General features: G+C 63.5%; 18 protein-coding genes and 1 tRNA gene. 9 read left to right on the forward strand and 10 right to left on the reverse strand.

Features of this window, described 5'->3' with window-relative positions:
* Positions 1–31: 31 nt before the first annotated feature.
* From hflX to dusB, 7 genes are all read right to left on the reverse strand, one after another.
* Positions 32–1,366 carry a GTPase HflX gene (gene hflX, locus U5A82_RS12660; protein ID WP_326291222.1) on the reverse strand — a complete coding sequence of 445 codons (1,335 nt, stop codon included), beginning with the start codon at positions 1,364–1,366 and terminating at the stop codon, positions 32–34.
* Positions 1,367–1,431: 65 nt separating this feature from the next.
* The gene (hfq, locus tag U5A82_RS12665) at positions 1,432–1,926 is read right to left on the reverse strand and encodes an RNA chaperone Hfq (RefSeq protein WP_326292927.1); all 495 of its coding nucleotides are present in this window, start codon (positions 1,924–1,926) and stop codon (positions 1,432–1,434) included.
* Positions 1,927–2,101: 175 nt separating this feature from the next.
* Entirely contained in the window at positions 2,102–3,472 is a 1,371-nt protein-coding gene (gene ntrX / locus U5A82_RS12670) for a nitrogen assimilation response regulator NtrX (RefSeq protein WP_326291223.1), read from the reverse strand.
* A complete protein-coding gene (locus tag U5A82_RS12675; RefSeq protein WP_326291224.1) occupies positions 3,462–5,720 on the reverse strand; it encodes a sensor histidine kinase in 2,259 nt (752 codons plus the stop codon). Before U5A82_RS12675 ends, ntrX begins: the two co-directional genes overlap by 11 nt.
* Positions 5,721–5,831: 111 nt before the next feature.
* Complete coding sequence (ntrC, locus tag U5A82_RS12680; protein WP_326291225.1) at positions 5,832–7,277, reverse strand: nitrogen regulation protein NR(I); 1,446 nt, start codon at positions 7,275–7,277, stop codon at positions 5,832–5,834.
* A complete protein-coding gene (locus U5A82_RS12685) occupies positions 7,277–8,386 on the reverse strand; it encodes a two-component system sensor histidine kinase NtrB (RefSeq protein ID WP_326291226.1) in 1,110 nt (369 codons plus the stop codon). The genes ntrC and U5A82_RS12685 overlap by 1 nt, the downstream gene beginning before the upstream one ends.
* Positions 8,383–9,420, reverse strand: coding sequence for a tRNA dihydrouridine synthase DusB (dusB, locus tag U5A82_RS12690; protein WP_326291227.1), 1,038 nt, complete (start codon positions 9,418–9,420; stop codon positions 8,383–8,385). The genes U5A82_RS12685 and dusB overlap by 4 nt, the downstream gene beginning before the upstream one ends.
* Before the next feature lie 98 nt (positions 9,421–9,518).
* On the opposite strand from dusB, the gene U5A82_RS12695 reads away from it, so the two are divergent.
* Positions 9,519–10,700 (forward strand): bifunctional 2-C-methyl-D-erythritol 4-phosphate cytidylyltransferase/2-C-methyl-D-erythritol 2,4-cyclodiphosphate synthase, encoded by a 1,182-nt coding sequence (locus U5A82_RS12695; protein ID WP_326291228.1) that lies wholly within the window; start codon positions 9,519–9,521, stop codon positions 10,698–10,700.
* Between the two features lie 4 nt (positions 10,701–10,704).
* Positions 10,705–11,220: a CinA family protein gene (locus tag U5A82_RS12700; RefSeq protein WP_326291229.1), complete on the forward strand. Its 516-nt coding sequence runs from the start codon at positions 10,705–10,707 to the stop codon at positions 11,218–11,220.
* Here the strand turns inward: U5A82_RS12700 and U5A82_RS12705 are convergent.
* Together U5A82_RS12705 and lipA are read right to left on the reverse strand one after the other, a co-directional pair.
* Complete coding sequence (locus U5A82_RS12705) at positions 11,169–11,642, reverse strand: type II toxin-antitoxin system RatA family toxin (protein WP_326291230.1); 474 nt, start codon at positions 11,640–11,642, stop codon at positions 11,169–11,171. The genes U5A82_RS12700 and U5A82_RS12705 overlap by 52 nt on opposite strands.
* 7 nt (positions 11,643–11,649) lie before the next feature.
* Positions 11,650–12,657 (reverse strand): lipoyl synthase, encoded by a 1,008-nt coding sequence (gene lipA, locus U5A82_RS12710; RefSeq protein WP_326291231.1) that lies wholly within the window; start codon positions 12,655–12,657, stop codon positions 11,650–11,652.
* Between the two features lie 8 nt (positions 12,658–12,665).
* Between lipA and U5A82_RS12715 the strand changes: the two genes are divergently transcribed.
* From U5A82_RS12715 to U5A82_RS12725, 3 genes are read left to right on the forward strand one after another with little or no spacing between them, the layout of a single operon-like run.
* Positions 12,666–13,304 (forward strand): carbonic anhydrase, encoded by a 639-nt coding sequence (locus tag U5A82_RS12715; RefSeq protein ID WP_326291232.1) that lies wholly within the window; start codon positions 12,666–12,668, stop codon positions 13,302–13,304.
* 14 nt (positions 13,305–13,318) lie between these two features.
* Positions 13,319–14,140 carry an NYN domain-containing protein gene (locus U5A82_RS12720; protein ID WP_326291233.1) on the forward strand — a complete coding sequence of 274 codons (822 nt, stop codon included), beginning with the start codon at positions 13,319–13,321 and terminating at the stop codon, positions 14,138–14,140.
* 7 nt (positions 14,141–14,147) lie between these two features.
* On the forward strand, positions 14,148–14,420 hold the full coding sequence (locus tag U5A82_RS12725) for an acylphosphatase (RefSeq protein ID WP_326291234.1): 273 nt from the start codon (positions 14,148–14,150) through the stop codon (positions 14,418–14,420).
* Between the two features lie 282 nt (positions 14,421–14,702).
* Here the strand turns inward: U5A82_RS12725 and ettA are convergent, their stop codons facing one another.
* Positions 14,703–16,388, reverse strand: coding sequence for an energy-dependent translational throttle protein EttA (gene ettA / locus U5A82_RS12730; RefSeq protein WP_326291235.1), 1,686 nt, complete (start codon positions 16,386–16,388; stop codon positions 14,703–14,705).
* 99 nt (positions 16,389–16,487) lie between these two features.
* On the opposite strand from ettA, the gene U5A82_RS12735 reads away from it, so the two are divergent.
* The 4 genes from U5A82_RS12735 to U5A82_RS12750 all read left to right on the forward strand — a co-directional run bounded on the left by U5A82_RS12735 (position 16,488) and on the right by U5A82_RS12750 (position 18,920).
* Positions 16,488–17,861: a M20/M25/M40 family metallo-hydrolase gene (locus tag U5A82_RS12735; protein WP_326291236.1), complete on the forward strand. Its 1,374-nt coding sequence runs from the start codon at positions 16,488–16,490 to the stop codon at positions 17,859–17,861.
* A gap of 157 nt (positions 17,862–18,018) precedes the next feature.
* The gene (locus tag U5A82_RS12740; RefSeq protein WP_326291237.1) at positions 18,019–18,231 is read left to right on the forward strand and encodes a hypothetical protein; all 213 of its coding nucleotides are present in this window, start codon (positions 18,019–18,021) and stop codon (positions 18,229–18,231) included.
* A gap of 276 nt (positions 18,232–18,507) precedes the next feature.
* A tRNA-Pro gene (locus tag U5A82_RS12745) sits at positions 18,508–18,584 on the forward strand.
* Positions 18,585–18,755: 171 nt separating this feature from the next.
* Complete coding sequence (locus U5A82_RS12750; protein WP_326291238.1) at positions 18,756–18,920, forward strand: Flp family type IVb pilin; 165 nt, start codon at positions 18,756–18,758, stop codon at positions 18,918–18,920.
* Positions 18,921–18,926: the final 6 nt, after the last annotated feature.

Genomic DNA, 18,926 nt, shown 5'->3' on the forward strand with positions numbered 1-18,926 from the left:
CCAACAGGAGGGCAAGCTAAAGACGATCGATCTACCCTTCACTCCGCTTCGCATAGCGCGCAAAGGCGGCGTCCGACAGGCGCACGTCGACCCGGCTTTCCTCGCCCTCGACGGCACTGGACAGCACTTCGCCATGTTCGTGAAGCCAGGCCATCGTCGCGCCGTCCGACACGGGGATGCGCAGGCCATAGACTTTCGCGCCGCGAGTCATGCGGTCACTGATGGCGCGCTGGAGCGTATCCACCCCTTCACCGGTCAGGGCCGACAGGATCACGACATCGTCGCGGCGGGCCGCTGTTTCGCGCGCCAGGGCGGCATCATCGTCGTTCAACAGGTCCAGCTTGTTCCAGGCTTCCAGGATCGGTGGGGCATCCGGCTCCCCTTCCCTGCGGTCCAACGCCGCTTCGCCCGCCACGCCCAGTTCGCCCAGCACGTCGAGCACGTCGTCGCGCTGCGCGTCGCTATCGGGATGGGCGATGTCGCGGACATGGACGATGAGGTCGGCCGACAGCACCTCCTCCAGCGTCGCGCGAAAGGCAGCGATCAACTGGGTCGGCAGGTCGGATACGAAGCCCACGGTGTCGGACAGGATCGCCTTGTCCAGGCCGGGCAGCGCGATCTGGCGCATGGTGGGATCCAGCGTTGCGAACAGCAGATCCTCCGCCATGACGGTGGCGCCGGTCATGCGATTGAAGAGCGTCGATTTCCCGGCATTGGTATAGCCCACGAGCGCGATCACCGGCCAGGGCGCGCGTTGGCGCCGGGCCCGGTGCAGGCCGCGGGTCCGCGTGACCTGGTCCAGTTCCTTGCGGATCTTTGCCATGCGATCGCGGATCATGCGCCTGTCCGCCTCGATCTGGGTTTCACCCGGACCGCCCAGGAAGCCGAAGCCGCCACGTTGCCGTTCCAAGTGGGTCCAGCTGCGCACCAGTCGGCCCGCCTGATAATCGAGATGGGCGAGTTCGACCTGAAGCCGGCCTTCGTTGGTCGCGGCGCGCTCGCCGAAGATTTCGAGGATCAGCCCGGTGCGGTCGATGACCTTGGCCTCGCACGCTTTTTCCAGATTGCTCTGCTGCACCGGCGACAGGCTGTTGTCGACGATGATGAGTTCGGCCTCTTCCTGCCGGGCGAGGGTCGCGATCTGCTCCACCTGACCGCTGCCGAACAGGGTGGCGGGCTTACGGTCGCGGACGCGGAACGCCTGGGCGGCGCGCACGTCGATGCCGATGGCGAGCGCCAGGCCGCGCGCTTCCTCGAGCCGGGCATCGCTATCGCGCCTGTCGCCGTTATGGGTTTCGGCATGGACGACGACGGCGCGCGCGCCGCGCGCCACTTCATCATCGGAGTCGCGGTTGAATATGGCCATGTATGTTTAAAGCATCCCGCGGCGGTCCGGTCCACCAAAGGGCGAACCGGACGCTGCTTGGACGATCAATCGTCCTGTTCGTTTTCGCCGGTCAGGTCGAGCGCATGGAGCGGCTGGACCGTCGAGATGGCGTGTTTGTAGACGAGCTGCACCATGCCGTCGCGTTCGAGCAACATACAGAACAGGTCGAAGGCGGCGATTTCACCCTGAAGCATGACGCCGTTCACCAGGAACATCGTCACCGGGCTGCCGGATTTGCGGACGGCTGACAGGAAGATTTCCTGGAGCAGCTTGCCCTTGCCATTGCCGTCGCTGGCCTTGCGCAGGTCGGTCAGGTCCATCGACTGGGCAGGCATGACGGTGGAAATCGCATGCTTGTAGACAAGCTGCGACTGGCCGTCGCGGCGCAGCAGAACGGAAAAATTGTCGAACCAGGTGATGATGCCCTGCAACTTCACGCCCTTGACCAGGAACATGGTCACCGGGGTCTTGGTCTTGCGCAGGCTGTTGAGGAAGATATCCTGAAGATTGTTCACTTTGTCGGCCATGGTCGTCGCCAGTCCTTTATTCTTGGCGGGACGTTGCCCGCTCTCGCACCCTTAAGCAGGATGTCTTGCTTGCCCCCGCCAGCCGGGAGCCACCATGGTCCTATCGCAATTGCGAACAGGCGTCCATGGCGCAGATACGCTTGTGCAATGCTTTGGCAACCGACCGACGCAGTGGCGCGATGAAACGCTAATCCTTGCCCTCGGTAATGCCCAGCAGCTTGAGTTTGCGGTGCAATGCAGACCGTTCCATGCCGATGAACGTCGCGGTGCGCGATATGTTTCCCGAAAAGCGCCGGATCTGGATGCGCAGATATTCGCGCTCGAAACTCTCGCGTGCTTCGCGCAGGGGCGCGCCCATGATCGCGGACTGGCCCATCCCCTCCCCGCCGCCGCCGCTGGTGAGTTCGGCGGGCAGCATGTCGAGTTCGATCCGCCCGATCCGGTCGCCCGGCGCCAGGATCATCGTGCGTTCGATGACGTTGCGGAGCTGGCGGACGTTGCCCGGCCATTCATTGGCCTGGAGCGCAGCCATGGCGTCGCTGGCGATCTCCGGCGGCGGCACGCGGCGTTCGGCGGCGAACCGGGCGAGATAATGTTCGACCAGCGCGGGAATATCATCGCGCCGTTCGGACAAGGGCGGGATGGCGAGCGGCACGACGTTGAGACGGTAGAACAGATCTTCGCGGAAACGCCGTTCCTCGATCTCGCCCGCCAGGTTGAGCGCGGTGGAGGATATGACGCGCACGTCGACCTTCACCTGCCGCTGGCCACCGACGCGAGTGAAGCTCTGGTCGGTCAGCACGCGCAATATCTTGCCCTGCGTGGTGATCGGCATGTCGCCGATCTCGTCGATATAGAGGGTGCCGCCATGCGACTGTTCGAGGAAACCGGGGCGGACGAGGCCGCTGGGATCTTCCACGCCGAATAGCTCTTCCTCGACCCGGTCGGGGTCCATGCGCGCGGCGGCGACGATGATGAAGGGCGAATCGGCGCGGCCGCTCCAGCTGTGCAGCATGCGCGCGGCGACTTCCTTGCCGACGCCGGCGGGACCGGAAATGAGGACGCGGCTGCCCGTGCCCGCGACCTTCTTGATCGTGGCGCGCACCCCGTTGATCGACGCCGACGTGCCGGTCAGTTCGTCGTCCTGGCCGAAACGGGCGCGCAAGACCTGGTTTTCCCGCCGCAGCCGTTCGGTTTCGGTCGCGCGAGATACCAGATGCAGCAGGCGATCGGCCTCGAACGGTTTTTCGATGAAGTCGGCCGCACCCTTGCGGATCGCAGCGACGGCGGTGTCGATATTGCCGTGGCCTGAAATCATCAGCACCGGGATGGTGGGATCGCGCCGCTTGATCTCATCCAGCAATTCCAGGCCGTCCATACGCGACCCCTGCAACCAGACGTCCAGCAGCACCAGCGAGGGACGGCGACCGTCCAGCGCATCGATGGCGCTGTCGCTATTGGCGGCGGTGCGGGTGGTGAAACCTTCGTCTTCCAGCACACCCGCGACCAGATCGCGAATATCCTCTTCATCGTCCACTATCAGAATATCAAGCGCCATTGGCCGTCACTTTTCCTTTTGGCAGGGCGATAACCTGCCCCTCTTCCAGTTTTTCCAGCGCCCCCGCGGCAAAACGCAGGGTGACGCGCGCGCCGCCCCCTTCGGCATCGTCGAAGCGGATCTCCCCCAGATGCTCCTCGACAATCTTCTTGACGATGGCGAGGCCCAAGCCCGTGCCCTTGGTCCGCGTCGTCATATAAGGTTCCAATATCCGTTCCCGCTCGGGCGGCAGGCCGATGCCATCGTCCCGCACGATGATGAGAACGTCGCCGCCCTCCTCCTGCGTCAGGCGCATGGAGACATGACCACGCGGGCTGCCATCCTCGGTTGGTGGTTTGGGTTCAATGGCTTCCACGGCATTCTTCACGATGTTCGTGAGCGCCTGACCCAATTGCCGACGGTCGCACACCATCTCCAGATCATCCGATCCACTGGTGAAATCGAAGCGGATGTCGGGATGGGCGACTTCATGCAGGAACAGGGCATGGCGGGCGATGTCGCCCACCTCTTCCCGGCGGAACACGGGCTTGGGCATGCGCGCGAAGGAGGAAAATTCGTCCACGATACGGCGCAGATCGCCCACCTGCCGGATGATCGTGCCGGTCAGGCGCGTGAAGGTGGCGCGGTCGCTCGTCACTTCCTCGGCATAGCGGCGTTGCAGCCGTTCGGCGGCAAGCTGGATCGGAGTCAGCGGGTTCTTAATCTCATGCGCGATGCGCCGCGCGACGTCGGACCAGGCTGCGCGGCGCTGATCGGACAGTTGCTGGGTGATGTCGTCGAAGGTCAGGATGTGGCCGGACACATCGCGCGACAATTTGACCGCCAGCGTGCGCAGGTCGCCATGGGCGCGGACCTGAACGATGCCCGCGCCTTCGTCTGACGCCACGAATTCGGCCAGTTCCGGCGACACCTGGGCCAGCGGGCGACCGAGCGGATCGTCGCCTTCGTCCACCAATATCGCCGCAGCCGAGCTGTTGAGCAGTTGCACCACGCCCTTGAGATCGACCGACAAGACACCGGCGCTGACGCCCGACAGAATCGCCTCGATGAAGGCGCGACGCTCGTCCAACTGGCTATTGGCCGCGACCAGCGCGCCGGTCTGCGCCTCCAGCCGTTGGGTCATGCGATTGAAGGCGGCGGCCAGCGTCCCGATTTCGTCGCGCGACTTCGGCCCGGTGACGCGCGCCGACAGGTCGCCCGCCGTGATCCGCCGCGCCGCAGTGACGAGTTCATTGACCGGCCGCACCATCCAGTCGGCGACCGCCAGGGCGATATAGACGGCAATGCCGACCAGCAGCAGCGATCCCACGAACAAGGCGATGTTGAAGCGCAGTTGCAACGCGCGTGATTGCGCCGCGAACAGGTCGTAATCGGACAAGACTTTCTGCGCGCGGGCGACGTTGGAGAAGGAAGAACTGTCCGCGTTGCGCGCGGCGTAGAGGTAGATTTTGGAATTGGGATAGAGCAGCGTCACCGCCTCGATCTGGTTGCGGCGGGTCTGGACGACGACATTTTCCCCCGCAGCCAGCCGCTTGACGGCCTCCGCCGACAGCATCTCCGCTGCTGGCCGGTTTTCGGGATCGACGGTGGCGGCGGTGCGAGCGATGCCGTCCTTGCCAACCTCGATGATCGCCGAGCGGTTGAGCTTGCGGCCGACCACCTGATAGATGAAGCCTTCGGCGAATTGCGGGCTACTGACCTTCGACTGCCCCAGATAATCGCGCAGGTCGCCCGACATGGTGACGGTTTCGTCGCCGACCTCGCGCAAATTCTGCTCATAATAGCCGCGCGCCAGATCGCTGGCATTTTGGAGCAGGCCGCGGGCGCTGTCCGAAAACCAGAATTGCACGCCATATTGGAACAGCAGCGAGGCGAAGATCACCACCAGCAGCATGGGCACGCTGGCCACGATCGAGAAGATGGCGACGAGTCGAACGTGCAACTGGCCATCGCTGCCGATCGCGGAATGCACCGCCCGCCGCCGCGCGACGCGCCGACCCAGCAACATAAGCAAAGCGATGGCCGGCACGAGATTGGCGACCAGCAACAGTGCGACGATGGGGGGCGTCAGCAGCGTGTAGGATTGGCCGTTGCCCGACAGGATATAATAAGTGAGGCCCGCCATCCCCAGGAACAGGGCCAGCGTGAACCCTTCCACCAAAGCGGCCAGACGGCCATGGCGCAGGAAAGCGGGTAATTGCCTCCGCCATGCCGATGCTCGCCTGGGGAGTGTGGTTGCGCCATTCATAGTGGCTTTGTTACAACAACCACCGTGCCCGTTCAAACACAGTATTTGGTTAAAACCCTGTCGCTGGTCGATCCCCAGCGTCGTTTCATCCTGAATTGCCGGTAGAGACCGTCAATCCGTCAACCGCAGCTGCATCGGGTCCAGGCCGTAATCGGTCAGTTTCTTGCGCAGCGTATTGCGATTGATGCCAAGCAATCCGGCTGCCCTGATCTGGTTGCCATCGACGCTGGCCAGCACCTCCTGCAACAGGATCGGCTCCACCACGGCGAGCATATCGTCGTGCAGCGCGCGATGGGGTTGGGCAAGGCCGATGCCGAGCTGACGCTTGGCCCAATCGCGCACGGCATGCGCCAACTGGTCGGTCGGCGCGGCATAGTCCGCCGGGACCGCGTCCATCGGCAGCATATGGCGCAATATCTCGCCGGTGATGACATTCTCGCGGCTCAATACGGACAGACGCTGCATCATATTTTGCAGTTCGCGCACATTGCCCGGCCAGTGATAGGCCATCAGCAACTGCGCGGCATCATCCGCCAGCGCCTTGCGCGGCAGCCCTTCCTGCGCAGCGCGTTCCAGGAAATGCCGGGCCAGCAGAATAACGTCTTCCCGCCGTTCGCGCAGCGCAGGCAGCGCGATCGGGACGACGTTGAGCCGGTAATAGAGATCCTGGCGAAACCGACCGTCATCGATCAGCTGCGGCAGATCCTTGTTCGTCGCAGCAATGATACGGACATTGACCCGCACCGGCTTAGATCCGCCGACCGTCGTCACCTCGCCCGACTGCAGCACGCGCAGCAGCCGCGTCTGGGCCTCCATCGGCATGTCGCCAATTTCGTCGAGGAAGAGCGTGCCGCCCTGCGCCTGCTCGAACTTGCCGGCGGTGCGGGCATGCGCGCCGGTGAAAGCGCCTTTCTCATAACCGAACAGTTCCGCCTCGATCAATTCGCGCGGGATGGCGGCCATGTTGATCGCGATGAAAGGCTTGGTGCGGCGCTGGCCCAGGCTGTGGATCGCTTCGGCCACCAGTTCCTTCCCCGTACCCGATTCGCCCAGCACCAGGATGGAGAGGTCGTTGGAGAGGACGCGGGCGATGGTGCGATACACTTCCTGCATCGCAGGCGAGCGGCCCACCAGCGGCAGGCCGTCATGGGGCAGTTCGACGTCGCTCGCCGGGTCGTCCGCGCTCAGCCGGGTGCCCAACGCATCCGCCACGGCGCGCGTCAGTTCGTTAAGGTCGAACGGCTTGGGCAGATATTCGAACGCGCCCTTTTCGGTCGCGCGGATGGCGGTGTTGAGCGTGTTCTGCGCCGACATGATGATGACGTTGAGGTCCGGCTTTATTGCCAATATGTCCGCCACGCCGTCCAGCCCATCGCCGTCGGGCAGCATGACGTCGGTAATCAGCACGTCGGGTGCGAAACTGTCCATGAGCGCGCTGCGTTCGCGGATCGATGTCGCGGTCTTGACCCTGTGCCCCTGCCGCCGCAACGCTTCACCCACCACCACGCAGATGGCGGGATCGTCGTCCACGACCAAAATCGCGCCGGTCGCGGCCATCAGGCGATCGCCATGGGCAGCAGGATGCGGAAGGTGGATTCGCCCGCCTCCCCATCGCGCGAATATTGAACGAAGCCGCTCATGTCGCGCACCAGCTTGTCGACCAGCGCCAGGCCCAGCCCCTGCCCGTCCCGCTTGCCGGTGATGAAGGGATTGAACAGATGGTCCAGAATATGTTCGGGTACGCCAGGACCATTGTCGATCACCAGTATCTCGATCGGCAGCATGGCGCTGCCCTTGCCATCACCCACGACCACGGACACGCCATGGCGAAAGGCGGTTTCCACGCGGATGCGCGGCTTTTCCCTATATTCAAGCGCTTCTGCGGCATTTTTCAGCAGGTTTATCATGACCTGCACCAGCGCATCGTCGTTGATGTTGGCGAATGGGAGGGATGGATCATAATGTTTTATGATCTTTATATTTTTTGCAAACCCCGCAGCCGCAATACCCGCCGCACGATCGATCAACGGATAGATATTGCCCGCATGGCATTCCAGCGTCCGGTCCGTGGTGAAGTCCTGCATCCGGTCGATCAGGGCCGCAATGCGATCGACTTCGTTGCAGATGAGTTGGGTGAGCGCCGCATCACGGCCGCCCTGGCTAAATTCCAGCAGTTGCGCTGCGCCACGGATGCCCGACAGCGGATTCTTGATTTCATGCGCCAGGATGGCGGCCGCGCCCATCGCCGATCGCGCGCCGCCCGACGTGCCGCGATGGCCGATCTTGCGCGCCTGGCTCTGGCTATGCAGCGACACGACGCGCCAGCCGTCATGATCCACGATCGGCGCGATCATCAGGTCCACTTCCATCTCGGCGGTGCGCCCGGCATGAACCTTTATGTCATAGGCGGCGATCGGCTTGTTGCTGTGCCAGATGTCGAACCGCGCGCCCGCTTCCGCGATGCGGATGGTGCGCGCCACGTCGCTGCCGACGATGGCGGACCGCGCCATGTTGAGCAGGGTTTCCGCGCGCACATTGGCTTCGGCGATCTGGTTGTCCGGCCGCACGATCAGCGTCGCGACCGGAAGCGCCGTCATCTGCTCGCCGAGCGAGGGGCCGTCCTGCGCCACCCGAAGCGGTGGAACGGACGTCAGGAGATTGGTCATGCCGCCTTGCGCAAGGCGGCGGCGCGCAGGGCCTCCGCTTCGAGGCCGCTGGCAATCAGCGGTTCGTAGAAGCGGGCCAGCATGTCGAGCACCACATCGGCGTCGGGCTGTTGGTTTACCGTGTTGCGGAACTCGGCGGAACCGGTCAACCCCTTGGTGTACCAGCCGATATGCTTGCGCGCCATATTGACGCCCGTGTGCCTGTCATAATGATCGAGCATCGCGTGATAATGTCCTACGATCACGCGATATTGTTCCTCCAGCGATGGGTCGGCCAGGCGTGTGCCGTCGGTCAGCCAGGCCATCACCTGCCCGATCAACCAAGGGCGGCCATAAGCGCCGCGCCCGATCATCACGCCGTCCGCGCCGCTCTGTTCCAGGGCCGTGTCGGCGTCCTCGATCGAGCAGATGTCGCCATTGACGATCACCGGTAGCTTGACCGCATCCTTGACCGAACGGACGAAGGCCCAGTCGGCGCTGCCCTTATACATCTGGTTGCGGGTACGGCCGTGGACGGTGATGAGCTTTGCGCCCAGATCCTCGGCAATATGGGCGAGTTCCGGGGCGTTGAGGCTGGCATGATCCCAGCCCATCCGCATCTTGACCGTGACGGGCACGTCGACCGCCTCCACCGTCGCCTTGATAAGCGAAGCGGCGAGCGGCAGATCACGCATTAAGGCGCTGCCCGCGTCGCCATTGACGACCTTCTTCACCGGGCAGCCCATATTGATATCGATGATCGCCGCGCCGCGATCGGCATTGAGCTTCGCCGCGTCGGCCATTTCTGTGGGCGAGCAACCGGCCAGCTGCATCGACACCGGCTCTTCCAGCGGATGCCAGGCGGCCTTCTGCAAGGACTGGCGCGTCTCCCGGATCATCGCTGCCGACGCGATCATCTCCGTCACGTTAAGGCCCGAGCCGTAGCGGCGGACCAGCGTGCGGAAGGGCATGTCGGTGACGCCGGTCATCGGCGCCAGGACGACCGGCATGTCGATGGTGACGGGACCGATGGAGATGGGAGAAAGTTTGCGCATGACCAGACTATGAAACTGCCTAAAAAACAGGCAGCCCTTAGCGGAAAAGGACGGCTGCGGCAAGGCGCTCCCCCTTTCGGTCCGTGCCGCGACCCGCTATGCGCCGGACCATGACATCCAACAGCAAGATCGTCGCGCTGATCGTCGCGGCAGGCCAGGGCAGCCGGGCGGGCGGCGAGGTGCCCAAGCAGTTCCGCATGGTGGGCGGCAAAGCGGTGCTGGCGCATGCCTATGACGCGCTGGCGGCGCATGGCGGGATCGACGCGATCCATATCGTTCTGGGGGAAGGGCAGGATGCGACGGCGCGCGGCCTGCTGGGCGATCGAGAGGCCGGGTTCGTGACGGGCGCGGAGAGTCGGCGCGGATCGGTGCGCGCCGGGCTGGAGGCGATTGCGGCGGCTGGCGGCGCGGATGTCGTGCTGATCCATGACGCCGCGCGCCCTTTTCTGCCCGCTGCGGTGATCGACCGGTTGCTGGCGGCGCTTCAGGATGCGCCGGGGGCGATCCCTGCCCTGCCCGTGGCCGACACGCTGGTGCGCGGTAAGGGCGGCGTTATGGGCGATGGTGTCGATCGCGCCGACCTCTATCGTGTGCAGACGCCGCAGGCCTTTCGATTCGACGCCATATGGGCGGCGCATCGGGCGTGGGACATTGCGCGGGACGCCACGGATGATGCGCAGATACTCAAGGCGTGGGGTCATGACGTCATTTTGGTGCAAGGCGATGAAAGGCTGGAGAAATTGACCTATCCGCAGGACTTTGCGCGTGCCGAAGCGGGGCTGGCGACGCCGCGCACGACGCGGGTCGGCATGGGCTATGACGTCCATCGGCTTGCGCCCGACGAGGAACTTTGGCTGGGCGGCATATTGGTGCCACATGACCGTGGGCTGGCGGGCCATAGCGACGCTGACGTGGCGCTGCATGCGATCGTGGACGCGATGCTGGGCGCACTGGCGGAGGGGGATATCGGCAGCCACTTTCCGCCGTCCGACCCGCAATGGCGCGGCGCGGCGTCCGATCAATTCCTGGCCTATGCGCGGGATCGGGTGGCGGCACGCGCGGGCGTGATCGACCATATCGACCTCACCATCATCTGCGAAGCGCCCAAGATCGGCCCGCATCGCGACGCCATGCGCGCGCGGATCGCAGAGATACTGGCTGTCCCGATCGATCGGGTCAGCGTGAAGGCGACGACGACCGAGCGGCTGGGCTTTGCCGGGCGGCGCGAAGGTATCGCGGCGCAAGCGGTTGCCACCCTGTCCCTCCCCGCGCTATCCTGATCCCATGCCCGACACCCTATTGCCCGCCCAGCTCGTCGACCTCGCCGAGCGCGTCATCATCGCCAACCGGCGCGCGGGGCGCACGATCGCCGTGGCGGAAAGCTGCACCGGGGGACTGGTGTCGGCGGCGCTCACCGAAATCGCCGGATCATCCGACGTGTTCGAAGCCGGATTTATTACTTATTCCAATGATATGAAGGCGGAACTCCTAAAAGTTTCGCACGATGTGCTGGACACGTTCGGGGCGGTGTCGATCGCCACGGCCTGGGCGATGGCGCAGGGCGCGCTCAAGAAAAGCCATGCCCATGTCGCGGTCGCCATCACGGGCATCGCCGGGCCGGGCGGCGGCAGCGAGCAGAAGCCGGTCGGCACGGTCGTCTTCGCCCGCGCCGAACGCGGTGCCAGCGCCGACAAGGTCGTCGCCGACATGCGACATTTCGAGAATAATGGCCGGGGCGGCGTACGCCTTCAGGCGGCGCTGTGCGCGCTGGAACTGCTGCTGCCCGAATCGGCCGCGTAAAGCTGCGCCGCGCGGGTTTCGAACGCGCCGATCATCTTGCGCAGCGCCTTGTCGAAAAACTGGCCGGCCAGCATTTCGAACAGGCGGTTCTTGAATTCGAACTCCACCTCGAAATCGACCAGCACCCCGCCCTGCCCGTCGTCGCGAAACGCCCATTCATTGTGGAGATGCTTGAGCGGGCCGTCGAGATAATCCACCCGCACATGATCGGGGCGATGCTTGACGACGCGCGAGGTGAAACTTTCCTTCACCCCTTTAAAGCCCACGATCATGTCCGCGACCATTTCGCTGTCGCTGTCGGAGCGGACACGGATCGCGCTGATCCAGGGCAGGAACTGCGGATAGGCGGCAACGTCCGACACCAGGTCGAACATCTGCGTCGGGGTGTATGGAAGCTGGCGCGTCTCGTTATGTCTGGGCATCGAGATGTCAGGCCTTCGCCGCAACCTTGGCGAGCTTCGCTTCGCGCGCGGCGCGCATTTCGGCGAAATCCTTGCCGGCATGATAGCTGGACCGGGTCAGCGGCGACGAGGCGACTTGCAGGAAGCCCTTGGCGCGGGCAATCCCGGCATAGGCGGTGAAGGCCGCGGGGGTGACGAACTCCATCACCTTGGCATGTTTGGGCGTGGGTTGCAGATATTGGCCCATCGTCAGGAAATCGATGTCGGCCGATCGCATGTCGTCCATAACCTGATGGACCTCCAGCCGCTCCTCGCCCAGGCCCAGCATGATGCCGGACTTGGTGAAGATCGACGGGTCCAGCTTCTTCACCGACTCGAGCAACCGCAGCGACGCATAGTAGCGCGCGCCGGGGCGGATGGTGGGGTAGAGGCGCGGGACCGTCTCCAGATTATGATTATAAACGTCCGGCCGGGCGGCGACGATCATTTCGACTGCGCGCTCATGCTTGTTGCGGAAGTCGGGCGTCAGGATTTCGATCGTGGTGTTCGGCGTCGTGCGGCGCAGCGCCTCAATCACCTTGACGAATTGCGACGCGCCGCCATCGGGCAGGTCGTCGCGATCGACCGAGGTGATGACGATATGTTCCAGACCCATCTGCGCGCAGGCGTCGGCCAGGTTCTGGGGTTCGTTGACATCCACCTTGCGCGGCATGCCGGTCTTGACGTTGCAGAAGGCGCAGGCGCGGGTGCAGACGTCGCCCAGGATCATCACCGTGGCATGCTTCTTCGTCCAGCATTCCCCGATATTGGGGCAGGCCGCCTCCTCGCACACCGTGTTCAGGCCCTTGTCGCGCATCAGCTTGCGCGTCTCATGATAGGCGGGGCTGGTCGGCGCCTTGACGCGAATCCAGTCGGGCTTGCGGGCGCGTTCGGGACTGGCGGGCTGACCGGGCACGGGGATCGGGCTGATGTCGTTCATGACCCCCAGATAGCGATGCAAGGCCGCTCTTGCCAGCCCCCTATTTGTGCGGCACATCCCCGCGCATGACCGATTTTTCCGACATGCTCGAAGGCTATCGCCGTTTCCGCAGCATCGGATGGAGCGGACAGCGTGAGCGGTGGGACGAACTGAACGAAGGGCAAAACCCAGGCGTGATGGTGATCGCCTGTTCCGACAGCCGGGTCGACCCGGCCCAGATTTTCGACACCAGCCCCGGCGAGATCTTCGTCGTGCGCAATGTCGCGGCGCTGGTGCCGCCGTTCGAGACCAATCCGGGCTATCATGGCGTGTCGGCCGCGCTGGAATTTGCCGTGCAGGTGCTCAAGGTCGGCGAGATCGTCGTCATGGGCCACGGCAAATGCGGGGGGTGCAAGGCCGCGCTGAGCCAGGATCTGAAGGACGCGCCGCCGGGCGAAGGCGGGTTCATCCATAACTGGATCGAATTGCTGGACGGCGCGCGCGACGTGGTGGTCGCGCACTATGGCGACCAGCGCGACCGCACGGTGGAACGCGCGATGGAGCAGGAAGCGGTGAAGGTCAGCCTGGCCAACCTGCGCAGCTTCCCCTGCGTCCGGTCGAAGGAGCGTAAGGGCGAATTGAAGCTGGTCGGCAGTTTCTTCGCCATCGCCGACGGCGTATTGAATATATTGGACGAGGATAGCGGCGTCTTCTCGCCCGCATGAAGGGAGCAGGCGTCATGGCGTTGTTACAGGAAGGTCGGGGCAATATCGCCCTGTTGATCGATGCGGACAATGCGTCGGCGGCGCATTTCAATTCGGTGATGACCGTGCTGGCGGAACTGGGCACGGTGAATATCCGCCGCGCCTACGGCAATTGGAGCAAGACGACGCTCAAGACCTGGGCGGCGCTGTCCGTGGCCCATGCGATCGAGCCGCAGCAACAGTTCGACCTGACCAAGGGCAAGAACGCCACCGACATGAAGATGACGATCGACGCCATGGACCTGATGGCGTCGGGCCGCGTCGATGGATTCGGCCTGATGTCGAGCGACAGCGACTTCACCCCGCTGGCGACGCGCATCCGGCAACAGGGCATCCCGGTCTATGGCTTCGGCTCCGCCAATACGCCCGAGGGATTTCGCCGGGCCTGCACCCGGTTCCTGAATGTCGCAGCCTTGAAACCGGCCGAAGTGCCCGTCGCGACCAAGGCGCCGGCCAAAAGCGCAGCGCCAGCGAAGGCTGCTCCGACCCAGGCGGCCGCGCCACAGGCGGCGCCAGCCAAGGCCGCGACGCCGACGCCCGTCCCTGCCACGCCGACAACCGGCAAGACGGTCGATGCCGAAGTCGTACGCCTGCTGATCGACGCCTATGATGAGGCGAAGCGCGACGAACGCGGATTCGTGGCGCTGGGTCCGGTGGGCCAGCGCGTCGGCAACCGGTCCAGCTTCGACGTACGCAACTATGGGTTCAAGCGGCTGTCGGACCTGATCGCCGCCATCCCCAATTTCATCACCGAAGTGCGCGAAGGCGGGCAGACCTGGATCAAGCGCGTGAAATGAGGTGCCAATGGCCCGCCATCTGATGATCCACGGCCGGGTCCAGGGCGTATGGTATCGCGCCTCGACGGTCGAGACGGCGCGCGGGCTGGGGCTGACCGGCTGGGTGCGTAACCGTGCCGACGGCAGCGTCGAAGCGCTGGTAGAGGGTGCGGCGGACGCCATCGATCGCTTCATCGCACTGGCGCATGAGGGGCCGCCTGCCGCCAAGGTCGATCGGATAGATGTAGACGTAGCGGCCGCCGAAGGCCTGGGCACGTTCGAGAAGCGCCCGACCGCCTAGAGCATTTTCGAAGCAGATGGCGTCATCTGCTGGCTTGGAAAATGCGGAAAACAAACAATAACTAAAGCATAATCCGATCCGCTATGATCGGATTATGCTTTAGGCCCCACCCCCCTCTGCAAAGCACAAAAAAAGAGCCGATCCGTAAGGACCAGCTCTGAAAGTTTTAGGAGAGGATGCCTGAAAGGCCCGTTCCGTTTGAAATGTTAGCGTCATCATCGCAAGTGCGAAAGGTGATGCTACGATTGCAAAAGTTGCAACCGTAGCATCACCACGTGACCGTCAGCGGGTCAGCTTCTTATATGCCAGCGCCGTGGGCCGATCGGCGGCGTCGCCCAGACGGCGGCGCTTGTCCTCCTCATAGGCTTCGAAATTGCCCTCGAACCATTCGACATGGCTGTTGCCTTCGAACGCCAGGATATGGGTGGCGAGGCGATCGAGGAAGAAGCGGTCATGGCTGATGACCACGGCGCAGCCCGCGAAATTCTCGATCGCTTCTTCCAAAGCGCCGAGCGTTTCGACGTCGAGGTCGTTGGTCGGTTCGTCGAGCAGCAGGACGTTGCCACCCTTTTTCAGCATCTTGGCGATGTGGACGCGGTTGCGCTCACCGCCCGACAGCTTGCCGACATTCTTCTGCTGGTCCTGCCCCTTGAAGTTGAAGGCGCCGACATAGGCGCGCGTCGACATGTCGTGGCCGTTGACCTTCACATAATCGAGGCCGTCGGACACTTCTTCCCAGACGTTCTTCGATCCGTCCAAATGGTCGCGGCTCTGGTCGACGAAGCCCAGGCGGACCGTCGTGCCGATGTCGATCTCGCCCGAATCGGGCTCTTCCTGGCCGGTGATGAGCTTGAACAGCGTGGACTTGCCCGCGCCGTTCGGCCCGATCACGCCGACGATGCCGCCCGGCGGCAGCAGGAAGGACAGATCTTCGAACAGAAGCTTGTCGCCGAAGGCCTTGGTGATGTTCTTGAATTCGATCACCTTGCCGCCCAGGCGCTCGGGCACCTGGATGACGATCTGCGCCTTGCCGGGCGAGCGGTTGTTCTGGCCCGCGACCAGTTCCTCGAACTTCTTGATACGCGCCTTGGACTTGGTCTGGCGGCCCTTGGTCCCTGCCCGAATCCATTCCAATTCGTCATTGATCGCCTTCTGGCGGCCGGTCGCTTCGCGATCTTCCTGCTCCAGACGCTTGGCCTTCTTCTCCAGATAGGTGGAGTAGTTGCCTTCGTACGGAAAATATTTTCCGCGATCGAGTTCCAGAATCCAGCCGACGACATTGTCGAGAAAGTAGCGGTCATGGGTGATCATCAGGACCGACCCGGCATATTCCTTGAGGTGATTTTCCAGCCAGGTGACGCTTTCGGCATCCAGATGGTTGGTCGGTTCGTCGAGGAGCAGAATGTCGGGCTTCTGGATCAGCAGGCGCGTGAGCGCGATGCGGCGCTTTTCACCGCCCGACAGGCTTTCCACCGACCAGTCGGACGGCGGGCAGCGGAGCGCTTCCATCGCGATTTCGAGCTGGTTGTCGAGCGTCCAGCCGTCGACCGCGTCGATCTGTTCCTGGAGCGTCCCCATTTCCTCCATCAGCGCATCGAAATCGACGTCTTCGGGCGGGTCGCCCATGATGGTGCTGATCTCGTTGAAGCGGTCCATCTTGTCCGCGATGTCGCGCGCGCCGTCCTTGACGTTTTCCAGCACAGTCTTGCTGGGGTCGAGCTGCGGCTCCTGCGGCAGATAGCCGACAGTGATATTCTCGCCCGGCCAGGCTTCGCCGCTATAATCGGTGTCGATGCCGGCCATGATCTTGATCAGGGTCGACTTGCCCGCGCCGTTGGGACCGACGATGCCGATCTTGGACCCGCGGTAGAATTGCAGATTGATGTTGCTCAACACCGGCTTGGCCGCGCCGGGGAAGGTCTTCGTCATGCTCTTCATGACATAGGCATATTGCGAGGAGGCGGACATGTTCGGGCAGCTCCAACGGTAGGATAAGAGGATTTGGCGCGGAGTTAGCGGAGGCGGGACGCATTGGCAAATGAGTGATGGCCCGCTACGCTCCCACCCATGCAGAAAATCCGATCGGGCACGCTGGCCGCCCTTCTCCTAGGCAGCATTTTCACCCCGCCCCTCGCCATGGCCGCGCCGACCGACAGCGCAGCGATTCGCGCGGCGGCATTGAAGGACGACGTCGCCTGGGACTTCACCGAAGGGCTGACGACAGAGGTCGGCCCCCGACCCGCTGGCACCCCGCAGGAGGCGCGCGCTCGCGACTGGGCGGTGGCGAAGCTGAAAGCGCTGGGCTTTTCCAACGTCCGCGCCGAACCCTATACCATGCCGGTATGGGTGCGCGGGCGCGACGAAGCCCGCATCCTGTCCCCCTTTCCGCAAAATCTGGTGCTCGCCGCGCTGGGCAATAGCGGATCTACGGGCGAGAAAGGCATAGAGGGCGACGTCGTCTATTTCCCCAGCATTGCCGATCTGGAGGCCGCGCCCGCTGCGGCGCTGAAAGGCAAGATCGCCTTCGTCGACCATGGCATGAAGGCGACGCAGGACGGATCGTCCTACGGCTATTTCGGGGCGGCGCGGCGGCAGGGGCCGAGCATCGCGTCGAAGAAAGGCGCGATCGCGATCCTGATCCGGTCGATCGGCACCGACCATCATCGTGTGCCCCATACCGGCGTGCAGATGTGGGCGGACGGCGCGACGCCGATCCCGGCGGCTGCGCTGTCCGTGCCTGACGCCGAACAGCTCGCCCGCGTCATCGCGCGCGGTCAGCCGGTGAAGGTGCATCTGACGCTGACGTCCAGGATGTTGAAGGACCAGCCTTCGGGCAACGTGATCGCCGAAATTCCCGGGAGCGATCCGACGGTCGGCATCGTGGTGGCCGCCTGCCATCTCGATAGCTGGGACCAGGGCACCGGCGCGATCGATGATGCGACCGGGTGCGGCATCGCGGCAGCCTCTGCGCTGCAAGTGGCCAAGGCGGGCCAACCCCGCCGTACCATTCGCGTCCTGATGGCAGGCGCGGAAGAGGTCGGCGGCGACGGCGCGCGTGCCTATTATAAGGCGCATGGGGCGGAGAAGCATGCGTTGGCGATCGAATCGGATTTCGGCGCGGACCGCATCTGGCGCGTCGATTTCAAATTGCCGCAGGGTCATGAGGCTTTGGCCAAGCGCATCACGGCCGGGCTTGCGCCCTTGGGCGTCGCGGCCAGCACACAAGAGGCGGGCGGCGGCGCCGACATCGCGCCGTTGGTGAAGGCCGGGGTGCCGGTGATCGACCTGCAACAGGACGGCACCCGCTATTTCGACCTGCACCACACGCCCGACGACACGCTGGACAAGGTCGATGCAGCGCAGTTGCGACAAAATGTAGCCGCCTGGGCTGTGACGCTCGATACCGTCGCCAATGCGCCAGAATCTATGGGCGTTAACTGAACTTTTATAGTAGACAACGCCCTGCCGCGTGATTCCATCGGTTCACCGGCGCAGAAAAGCATTGATTTGTGCATCGCACACGTTAATGCGGGTCGCTCGCGTAGGGTTACATTTCAAACGTGCCTGACGCGGCATAATGCTATGGGAGCCGTACACAATGAAGAAGATCGCTGTTGTTTTCGCTTCGGCCAGCCTGCTGGCCCTCGCCGCTTGCGGTGAGAAGCCTGCCAACGAAACCGCGAACGCTTCGAACGCCGTTGTCGAAAACGTTGTCGAAAACGCCGCTAACGCTGCCGACAATGCTGCGAACGCTGCAAATGTTGCTGCTAACGCTGCCAACGTTGCCGAGAACGCTGCGAACGCGATGTAATCTTCGCACTAGCGAGATTCTCGAAGGGCGGGCCTATATGGTCCGCCCTTTTTGTTTGTGCCCCATGGGCCGCGCCACCCTGCCCTACGGAACATCCAGCTTGCATCGCCGGTTGACCCCTTGCGAAACAAGGAGAGATCGTGATGGGCAAGGGCATTTTATTGTGGCTGTTGGGTGTGCCTATTCCCATCATCCTGCTGCTTTGGTTATTCTTTCACTGATCATGTGATCGGCGATTGACGGGACGCGCGCTTCCCCGCTAAGGCCGCCCTTCGTCGGGGAGTAGCGCAGTCTGGTAGCGCGCCTGCTTTGGGAGCAGGATGTCGCAGGTTCGAATCCTGTCTCCCCGACCACTTCCCACATCGCTGGACAAGCAGGCAGCCAAAGAGTGCGAAAATGCTCCATTTTGCCTATTTTCGACTTTTTGGCGCTCAGGTGCTTCGGGCTACCGGTGCGTTAACCAGACGCGAACGCTATTGGCATATTATGCGACACTTCCAAGATCGATGAAGGAAGTAGAAACGATGCGTCGCTTCGCCCAAAATATATTACGTAGCAATAAGGGTGCCACCGCCATCGAATATGGTCTGATCGCCGCGCTGATCGCGGTGGCCGCCATCGGCGCGATGACGAGCCTGGGCACAAAATTGGGTCGCACGTTCAACAACGTGTCGGGCAATCTGAAATAAGCGATT

Source organism: Sphingobium sp. CR2-8 (assembly GCF_035818615.1).
Lineage (GTDB): Bacteria > Pseudomonadota > Alphaproteobacteria > Sphingomonadales > Sphingomonadaceae > Sphingobium.